Here is a 9,499-nt window from a genome sequence, read left to right on the forward strand (position 1 = left end):
GACCGAGTGAGTCTGTGGGGTTGAGGCTTAGCCCGCGACCATCTCGGCCTTTAGCTGCGCTTCCTTGGCCTGGGCATCCGCCAACCGATACAACTCGATATGCCCGTCCCAGTGTTCGATCAGCGCTGTGCACGACTCCACCCAATCCCCGCAATTGAGGTAATCCACCTCGCCCACCTTGCGAATCTCCGCATGGTGAATATGCCCGCACACCACGCCGTGCAATTCGCGCTTGGTCACTTCATGGGCAATCGCTTCCTCAAAATCACTGATAAAGCTGACCGCCGTCTTGACCTTGTGCTTGAGGTACGCCGACAACGACCAGTAGCCGTAGCCATAACGCGCCCGCCAGTGGTTCAGCCAGCGGTTGAGCGTAAGGGTGAACTCGTAGGCCGAATCGCCGAGGAACGCCAGCCAGCGGTGATACCGGGTGATCACATCGAATTGGTCGCCATGGATCACCAGCAGATGCCGGCCATCGGCAGTCACGTGCACCGCTTCATCCACCAGTTGGATATTGCCGAGGATCAGCTTCGAATAACGCCGCAGAAACTCATCATGGTTGCCGGTGACGTAGATCACCTCGGTGCCGCGCTTGCTCATGGTCAGCAGTCGGCGGATCACGTTGGTGTGGGCCTGGGGCCAATACATGCCGCTGCGCAGTTTCCAGCCGTCAATGATATCGCCCACCAGGTAGACCTTGTCCGCGTGGTAGCCCTTGAGGAAGTGTGAGAGGTGTTCGGCCTGACAATCCCGTGTGCCCAAATGCACATCGGAAATCCACAGGGTACGCACGCGTTGCTTGCGGCTGGGTTTGGCGAGTTCGGCGCTGGTCATGGGCATGCCTCACGGGGTTTTCGCGAGCTTGCGCCCACGGGATTAATAGCCCATGACAGTGTTGCGTCAGTCTGATGACAGCGCCCAAGGCGGGCGAAGCGATGTAAACTGCGGGCCTGCCCAGGAGACTGCGATGAGACCCAACCTCACGCTACGCCACTACGTCGAAGAGCCCATCGCCCACAGCCATGACCACGCGCAGCTGGTGTTTGGCCTGTCCGGGCATCTGGACTTCGAGGTGGATGGCCTTGGCAGCCAGGTGCAACACAGCAGCGTGATGGTGCTGCCCTACGCCGCTCATCACGCATGTATCAGCCGCGATGGCAGCCGCTGCCTGGTGCTGGACGTGCCCGATGAGCACTGGTTGGCGCAGTCCCTGGGGGAGCATGCCGACGCCAGCCGGCGCTTGCTCGACCGGTCCGCCCACCTGACCCTCGACAATCGCCAAACCCAACTGGTGCAGTGGCTGGCAAGCAGCCCGGTGGACGATCCGCTGATCGCCCAGCAAGGCGCCGTGTTACTGCTCGCCAGCCTGAATTTCGTACAGCCGCTGGCGGGCAAGCGCCTGCCGTATGCCGCGTTCGATGCGCACATCCAGCGGCATGCGGCACACCCACTGCAAGTGGCCGACCTGGCGAAGATCGCCGACCTGTCCGTCGCCCGTCTGCATGCGCGGTTTATGGCGGAGTGCGGGCAAACGCCGATGGACTACATCCGTACCCGGCGCTTGCAGATGGCGCGCGACCTGTTGCGCAACAGCCAATTGCCCATCGGCGAGATTGCCGCGCGGGTTGGCTATGGTTCGCAAAGTGCATTTGCTGCGGCGATGTTGCGCGAGTTTGGCCTCTCGCCCCGAGCCTTCAGACAAGCACCGCACAGTGTGGGAGCTGGCTTGCCTGCGATAGCATCACCGCGCGCTATCTGAACGACCGAGTTGTCTGCATCGCAGGCAAGCCAGCTCCCACAGGGATCTTCACCAAGCAAGAGCCCTACGACAAAACCCGCGAGCCCAACGACAGACGCAAACGCCTGCAACCCTCTAGACTGCGATCCTGTAAACCCGTCGTTTAAGGATCGCAATGACTCCCCGCACAGCCCTCGGCGCCCTGCATATCGGCGCATTGATGTTTGGCCTCACTGGCGTGTTCGGCAAACTGGCGGCCGCCTCGCCGGCAATCATCGTGTTCGGACGCGCCGCCTTCGCGGTGCTTGCCCTGGCGATCTTCGCGCGTTTCGCCAGCAACACCACCTGGCAGAAGCTGCAAGCCCGCGACTGGCGCCGCCTGCTGGTCAGCGGCCTGTTGCTGGCCGGGCATTGGGTGAGTTTCTTTATTGCGGTGAAGGTCGCGGGTGTGGCCATCGCCACCTTGGGCTTCGCCACCTTCCCGGCCTTTACGGTGATCCTCGAAGGCCTGATTTTCCGCGAGCGGATTCGCGCCAATGAAATCCTGCTGGTGGTGCTGGTGAGCATCGGCCTGGTGCTGGTCACGCCGGACTTCAACCTCGCCAGCCAGGCCACCAGCGGTCTGTTGTGGGCCGTCGGTTCCGGCTTGCTGTTCTCGCTGCTCTCACTGAACAACCGCGCCAGTGGGCGCATTCCGCCGGTGCAGGCGGCCTTGTGCCAGAACGTCGTGGTAGCGCTGTGCCTGTTGCCGGTGGCTGCGCCTGAACTGGCGCAGGTGCGCGCATTGGACTGGCTGTGGATCGGCCTGCTGGGTGTGTTCTGCACGGGTCTGGCCCACAGCCTGTTTGTCGCCAGCCTCGCGGTGCTCAAGGCCCGCACCGCCGCGGTGGTATTTGCCATGGAGCCGGTGTACGGCATCACTATGGCCTGGCTGCTGTTTGCCGAAACCCCGACCCTGCGCATGCTGATGGGCGGCGCGCTGATCATCGTCGCCATCGTGGTGTCCGGCCTGATGGGCAGCGCCAAACCGGCCAAGCAGCCGGCCACCACGGCCGAGGTTCACTGAGTACGGTCGTTGTGCCCCAGGTCCCGTTGCGGGTCGATCTGGTCGCGCACCCGTTGCTTGAGCACCTTGGCTTCCGGAAAGCCGCCATCCGCCTTGCGCTCCCAGATCTGCACGCCATCGCAAGTGATGCGAAACGCACCGCCAGTGGCCGGCTCCAGGGCCACTTTGCCGAGGTCATCGGCGAACGTGCTCAACAGCTCCTGGGCCACCCAGGCGGCGCGCAGCAGCCACTGACACTGGGTGCAATAAGTAATGACAATCTCGGGTTTGGCCACTGACATGAATTGAATGGCTCCTGCTTGGCGGGTTGAAAGGATCGAGTGGCTATAATACCGGCCTTTATCGTCCAGCCTTGAGATTGATGATGCGCCGCCTGTTGTCCTGCCTGTTGCTGTGCCTGCTCCCTGTCCTCGTCCAAGCCGTCGAAAACCCGCGCCCGAAGATCGGCCTGGTGCTCTCCGGTGGCGCCGCCCGTGGCCTGGCGCACATTGGTGTGCTCAAGGCCCTGGAAGAACAAGGCATCCACATCGATGCGATTGCCGGCACCAGCATGGGCGCGGTGATCGGCGGGCTGTATGCCTCGGGCTACAAAATCGACGAGCTGGAAAAACTCGCACTGAACATCGACTGGAAGCTCGCCCTGTCCGACGCGCCGCCACGGGAAGACGTGCCGTTCCGGCGCAAGCAGGATGACCGGGATTTCCTGGTCAAACAGAAACTCAGCTTTCGCGACGACGGCAGCCTCGGCTTGCCACTGGGAGTGATCCAGGGCCAGAACCTGGCCTTGCTGCTGGAAAGCATGTTCGCCCACAGCAGTAACACCCGGGATTTCGACAAGCTGCCCATCCCCTTCCGCGCCGTGGCCACCGACATTACCAGCGGTGAAAAGGTGGTGTTCCGAAAGGGCCACTTGCCCCAGGTGATCCGCGCCAGCATGTCGATCCCGGCGGTGTTTGCCCCGGTGGAACTGGATGGCCGGCTGCTGGTGGACGGCGGCATGACCGATAACATCCCGCTGGATGTGGCGCGGGAAATGGGGGTCGACATTGCCATCGTCGTCGACATCGGCACCCCGCTGCGCTCGCGCAAACAACTCAACACCGTGGTCGACGTGCTCAACCAGTCCATCACCCTGATGACCCGGCGCAACTCCGAAGAACAACTCAAGGCCCTGGCCCCCCGCGACGTGCTGATCCAGCCGTCATTGGCCGCCTACGGCGTGACGGATTTCGGCCGCGCCAAGGACATGATCGACGCCGGCTATCGCGCTACCCGCGCCCTCGACGTCCGCCTGGCACACTTGCGCCCTGCCGAGCCGGTAGATCCGTCACTGGTGGCCGCCCGCACACCCGGCGAGCGCAACCCGGTGATCACCGCGATCAAGGTGGAGAACGACTCCAAAGTGGGCGACGAGGTGATCCGCTACTACATCCGCCAGAACCTCGGCGAGCCACTGGACATGGCCCGCCTGCAAACCGACATGGGCACCCTGTACGGCCTGGATTACTTCGAGCAGGTGCAATACCGCGTGGTGAAAAAGGGCAAGGACAACACCCTGGTCATCAGCGCCCGGGGTAAGCGCAGCGGCACCGATTACCTGCGCCTGGGGCTCAACCTGTCGGATGACATGCGCGGCGACAGCGCCTTCAACCTCGGCGCCAGCTACCGCATGAATGGCATCAACCGCCTAGGCGCCGAATGGCTGACCCGGGTGCAGATCGGTGACAAGCAGGAGCTTTACAGCGAGTTCTATCAGCCGATGGACACCGGCTCGCGCTACTTTGTCGCGCCCTATATCAGTGCCCAGGCGCAAAACGTTGAGCTGATCGAAGACAACAACCCGATCTCCGAGTACCGCCTGGAACGCTACGGCTTCGGCCTGAACGTGGGCCGGCAGATCGGCAACAGCGGCGAGATTCGTTTCGGCGTCGGCGAGGCCTGGGGCAAGGCGGATGTACGCATTGGTGACCGGGATTCGCCGAGCATCAACTTCAGCGAAGGCTTCTATGAACTGAAGTACTCCTTCGATTCGTTCGACAACGTGTACTTCCCCCACACCGGTGAAGACATCGGCCTGGCCTTCCGTGAGTTCGAACCGGGACTGGGTTCGGACCAACGCTATCGCCAGTGGGAATTCAAGCTGGACAAGGCCATGAGCAGCGGGCCGGACACGCTGATCCTCGGCGGGCGTTATGGGCGCACCCTGGATAAGTCGGACGTGGTGATTTCCAGCTTCCTGCTGGGGGGCGCGCGGCAGCTGTCGGGCTTTCGCGAGGATGCGATCGCCGGGCAGAACATCAGCCTGATGCGCGCGGTTTACTACCGCCGGCTGACGCCGCGGTCTTACTTGCCGCTGGATTTCCCGTTGTACCTGGGCGGGTCACTGGAACGTGGGCGAGCGTGGAACAACGACAATGAGTACGACAGCGGGTACATCAACGCCGCCAGCATTTTCCTGGGGTTTGACACGCCGCTGGGGCCGTTGAATTTCAGTTACGGGTTTAACGATGACAATCAGCAGGCGGTGTATCTGAACCTGGGGCAGACGTTCTGACTACACCACAAAACCAATGTGGGAGCGGGCTTGCTCGCGAAGGCGGTGTGTCAGTTAGCACATGCATTCACTGACACTCCGCCCTCGCGAGCAAGCCCGCTCCCACATGTTTTGATCTTCGGCGTTTCGAAAATCAGGACTTCTCGAGATTTCCGAGGATGTGTTCATGCACCCGCATGCACACCCGCAAATCCTCTTCATCGACACCCACAAACAGCTCATGGCGCAAGGCCGTGGCGATGGTTTCAATCTGTTCGATCAACGGCTTCGCGGTGTCGCACAGCACGATGCGCTTGGCGCGGCGATCTTCCACCACGGCCTGGCGTTGCACCAAGCCCTGGCCTTCCAGACTGTCGAGCAAACGCGCCAATGTGGGCCCTTCTACCCCGACACTTTGCGCCAGCTCACGCTGGGTAGGCGGTTCGGTAAAACGGGCCAGGTGCAGTAGCACCAGCCAGCGTGCCTGAGACAAACCCAGACCTGCCAGGCGACGATCCAGCTCGGCACGCCAACCTCGGGACATCTGCGCCAACTGCATGCCAAAACGGTGTTGATCGGTTAACGGCATAAAAAACTCATGGATTAGACTGAAAATAAAGTGTGGCTAATTATTAGTCAGCTAAGCATGACCCATGCCAGTAGGCAAGACCCGGTATGTACTGATTCGTTACATTGTCGTAATTGGCACATCAAATCTCGAATTCCGACTGCAAAGCGGCCCTGACGCAGTACAAAACGCCTTCAGGCACACGCCCGGTAAACAGCGGTGCAATCTCGGAAACCGGTGGCAATTCGCCTTCTCCATCCAGGAATGCATCCTGGATTTCGCCGAGCAAATCTTCCGGCAAATCAAGCGCCTGCTCCAACGACAACTGCTGCTTGCCGATGGACTCGGCGAGCAAGGTGTAGACGTTCTTTTCCGAGCACTGCAACTGCCCGGCGATCTGGATTGGGGTCATGCCGGCACGGGCCAGGCTGATCAGCTCGTGGCGGATATCGGCGACCTCTTTCGGCGCCTCGACCTGACCGCCGAGCACTTCGAGGAAGGCCTGGCCATAACGCTCCAGCTTGCGCGCACCGACGCCGCTGACCCTGCCCATTTCGCCCAGGGTGGTGGGATGCTCGCGGAGCATTTCCAGCAAGGTGGAGTCGGGGAAGATGACGTACGGCGGAACGCTGTGTTCCTGGGCGAGCTTCTTACGCAGCGCACGCAAGGCTTCCCACTGTTCGCGCTCTTCGAAGCGCACCAATTGGCTGGCCTGGCTGGTGCTGGATTTGGGGGTGGTTTGCGGCTTGAGGTCGCGGCGCAGCTCCAGGCTGACTTCGCCCTTGAGCAGCGGCCGGCAACTGTCATTCAGGCGCAGACCGCCGTAGCCTTCAAGGTCGATGTCTACCAGGCCACGGGCGACCATCTGTCGGAACAGCGAGCGCCATTCGCCTTCAGCGCGGTCTTTGCCGACGCCGTAGACCGAGAGCTTCTCGTGGCCGAAGCTGCGAATCTTTTCGTTGTCCTTGCCCAGCAACACATCCACCAGATGCCCGACGCCATAGCGCTGGCCGGTGCGGTAGATCGCCGACAACGCCTGGCGAGCCGGCTCGGTGGCGTCCCAGGTCTGTACGCCGTCCACGCAGTTGTCGCAGTGGCCACACGGCTGCGGCATGTCTTCGTCGAAGTAGGCGAGCAAGGTCTGGCGACGGCAGCGGGTTTCTTCGCACAGCGAGAGCATGGCGTCGAGCTTGTGCTGTTCCAGGCGCTTGTGGCGCTCATCGCCTTCAGAGTTCTGCAGCATCTGCTTGAGCATCACCACGTCTTGCAGGCCGTAGACCATCCAGGCATCCGCCGGCAGGCCGTCACGGCCGGCACGTCCGGTTTCCTGGTAGTACGCCTCGAGGGACTTGGGCAGGTCCATGTGGGCCACAAAGCGCACGTTGGATTTGTCGATGCCCATGCCGAACGCGATGGTAGCGACCATGATCAAGCCTTCCTCGTTGAGGAAGCGCTTCTGGTGGTACGCCCGCAGCTCATTGGGCAGGCCCGCGTGATACGGCAGCGCCGGGTAGCCTTGTTCGCTGAGGAATGCGGCGACCTCATCGACCTTCTTGCGCGACAGGCAATAGACGATGCCCGCGTCGCTGCGCCGATCGGAAAGGAACGCCAGCAACTGCTTGCGCGGCTGTTCCTTGGGCACGATGCGGTAAAAAATATTCGGCCGGTCGAAGCTCGAGAGGAACCGCTCGGCGTCCTGCAGGTGCAGGCGTTCGACGATTTCTTCGCGGGTGCGTTTGTCGGCGGTGGCGGTCAGGGCGATGCGCGGGACGTTTGGGAACAGCTCCGCCAGTTGGCCCAGTTGCAGGTATTCGCGACGGAAATCGTGACCCCATTGGGACACGCAGTGCGCTTCGTCGATGGCAAACAGGGAAATTTCCAGGCTCTGCAGGAACGCCAGCATGCGCGGCTGCACCAGGCGCTCGGGGGCGAGGTAAAGCATCTTCACTTCGCCGCGCTTGATGCGGGCGGCGAGGTCGCGTTGCTGTTCGGCGCTGAGGGTGGAGTTCAACGCGGCGGCCGCAACGCCGAGCTCTTCCAGGGTGGCCACCTGATCGTCCATCAAGGCGATCAACGGCGACACCACCACTGCAAGCCCTTCACGCAGGAGTGCCGGCACCTGGAAACACAGCGACTTGCCGCCGCCGGTAGGCATCAGTACCAGGGCGTCTCCACCGTTGGCCACGCGCTCAATGATCGCACCCTGGCGGCCACGAAAACTGTCGTAGCCGAAGATGTCCTTGAGGACGCGTTGAGCCTGCTCGAGCATGAAAAACTCCAAATATCGCCGAAATCCCTCTGTACAGGCTGGTCGAAAAAGCACGCTTGAGCGGGAAATAATCCGTAAGCGAACTTTTCCCGCGACTGGCGCTTGGCCTGTAGGGGCATCACAAAACGCGGCAGTATACCCGAGGGTCAGCCGGCAATGGGTGCCGTTGGTGAATTGCACAGGCCCATTAAATGGCCCGAAATGCTGGGAATTCATTCCGTCAGGTAGACCCAATTGTCCCCTTCGCGAGCAAGCCCGCTCCCACAAGCTGGCCTGGGCGCTCAAGAAAGCCTAGAATTGCCCATCGTTTATTCCCAAGGTAGTCCGTCAATGTCCTTCGCTGAGCAACTAACCCGCCTGCAAGCCTTCCTCGATGCCGATGAGCTGCACGACGAGGCGCTGGACTACGTGGCCGCCCACGGCTATCTGACCGCGCTGTCGATCTGCTCCGATGTCGTGCCTGATCGTGAATGGATCGACGCACTGTTCTCTGAAGAGCCTCACTACAGTGATGCCGCCCAGCGCGAAGAAATCGAATCCACCCTGCTGGCCCTCAAGGCTCACATTGGCCGCCAACTGGCTTCCGATGAAGAGTTCGAGCTGCCTTGCGACTTGGACCTCGGCGAAGACCCGGACGATTCCGAGCTGCGCGGCTGGTGCATCGGTTTCATGGAAGGCGTGTTCCTGCGTGAAGAGGCCTGGTTCGAAACGGCTGAAGAAGAAGTCAGCGAAATGCTGCTGCCGATCATGGTCGGTTCCGGCCTGTTCGACGAGCAACCTGAGTTCTCCGACATCGCCTCCGACGCCAACCTGATGGACGACATGATCGTTCAGATCCCGGAAGCGCTGACCGCCCTGTACCTGCTGTGCAACGCACCTGACGAAAAGCCGGCGATCCTCAAGCCTCGCCACCACTAAGACCGTTGCCCGTGGCGCCCATGGGCAATCGCTCTGTGATCACGCGCTACGTTCTGCTGGCCATCGGCTGGCTGAGCGTAGTGCTTGGGGTGATCGGCATCTTTCTGCCGGTGCTGCCCACTACTCCCTTCCTTCTGCTGGCTGCCGCCTGCTTCGCCCGTAGCTCCCCGCGCTTCTACCAATGGCTGGTGGAACACCCGCGCCTGGGGCCGTGGATCCGTGACTATCTGGATGGCAACGGGATTCCGCTCAAGGGCAAGGTGTATGCCATTGGGTTGATGTGGGTGAGTATCGGGTTTTCCTGCTACCTGGTGCCGCTGGTTTGGGCGCGAGGGTTCATGCTGACCAGTGCGGTGTTGGTGACGGTTTATATTTTGCGGCAGAAGACATTGCCCAAGGCACCG

At 61.6% G+C, this 9,499-nt stretch carries 9 protein-coding genes; 5 read left to right on the top strand and 4 right to left on the bottom strand.

What is annotated here, in order from left to right; all coding sequences use genetic code 11:
- Positions 1 to 27: 27 nt before the first annotated feature.
- Positions 28 to 837, bottom strand: a complete 810-nt coding sequence (locus SNL23_RS14500; RefSeq protein WP_003214618.1) for a UDP-2,3-diacylglucosamine diphosphatase — start codon at positions 835 to 837, stop codon at positions 28 to 30.
- Between the two features lie 133 nt (positions 838 to 970).
- Here SNL23_RS14500 and SNL23_RS14505 point away from each other — a divergent pair, with 133 nt between their 5' ends.
- Positions 971 to 1,762 (top strand): helix-turn-helix transcriptional regulator, encoded by a 792-nt coding sequence (locus tag SNL23_RS14505; protein ID WP_318302564.1) that lies wholly within the window; start codon positions 971 to 973, stop codon positions 1,760 to 1,762.
- Between the two features lie 154 nt (positions 1,763 to 1,916).
- Complete coding sequence (locus tag SNL23_RS14510) at positions 1,917 to 2,807, top strand: DMT family transporter (protein WP_318302565.1); 891 nt, start codon at positions 1,917 to 1,919, stop codon at positions 2,805 to 2,807.
- On the opposite strand, the gene SNL23_RS14515 is transcribed toward SNL23_RS14510, so the two are convergent.
- Entirely contained in the window at positions 2,801 to 3,088 is a 288-nt protein-coding gene (locus SNL23_RS14515) for a SelT/SelW/SelH family protein (RefSeq protein ID WP_318302566.1), read from the bottom strand. The two genes, SNL23_RS14510 and SNL23_RS14515, sit on opposite strands and share 7 nt — an antisense overlap.
- An 83-nt stretch (positions 3,089 to 3,171) precedes the next feature.
- On the opposite strand from SNL23_RS14515, the gene SNL23_RS14520 reads away from it, so the two are divergent.
- Positions 3,172 to 5,361: a patatin-like phospholipase family protein gene (locus SNL23_RS14520; RefSeq protein ID WP_076015126.1), complete on the top strand. Its 2,190-nt coding sequence runs from the start codon at positions 3,172 to 3,174 to the stop codon at positions 5,359 to 5,361.
- A gap of 133 nt (positions 5,362 to 5,494) precedes the next feature.
- On the opposite strand, the gene SNL23_RS14525 is transcribed toward SNL23_RS14520, so the two are convergent.
- Together SNL23_RS14525 and recQ are read right to left on the bottom strand one after the other, a co-directional pair.
- Complete coding sequence (locus SNL23_RS14525; RefSeq protein WP_076015125.1) at positions 5,495 to 5,929, bottom strand: MarR family transcriptional regulator; 435 nt, start codon at positions 5,927 to 5,929, stop codon at positions 5,495 to 5,497.
- 121 nt (positions 5,930 to 6,050) lie between these two features.
- Positions 6,051 to 8,177 (bottom strand): DNA helicase RecQ, encoded by a 2,127-nt coding sequence (gene recQ, locus SNL23_RS14530; protein WP_076015124.1) that lies wholly within the window; start codon positions 8,175 to 8,177, stop codon positions 6,051 to 6,053.
- A 330-nt stretch (positions 8,178 to 8,507) separates the two neighbouring features.
- Between recQ and SNL23_RS14535 the strand changes: the two genes are divergently transcribed.
- Together SNL23_RS14535 and SNL23_RS14540 are read left to right on the top strand one after the other, a co-directional pair.
- Positions 8,508 to 9,095, top strand: coding sequence for a UPF0149 family protein (locus tag SNL23_RS14535; protein WP_017477430.1), 588 nt, complete (start codon positions 8,508 to 8,510; stop codon positions 9,093 to 9,095).
- 20 nt (positions 9,096 to 9,115) lie between these two features.
- Positions 9,116 to 9,499, top strand: a 384-nt coding sequence (locus SNL23_RS14540) for a YbaN family protein (protein ID WP_318302567.1), incomplete at its 3' end; no start/stop codon positions are given.

Origin of the sequence: Pseudomonas sp. SED1, assembly GCF_034044025.1 — a bacterium.
Lineage (GTDB): Bacteria > Pseudomonadota > Gammaproteobacteria > Pseudomonadales > Pseudomonadaceae > Aquipseudomonas.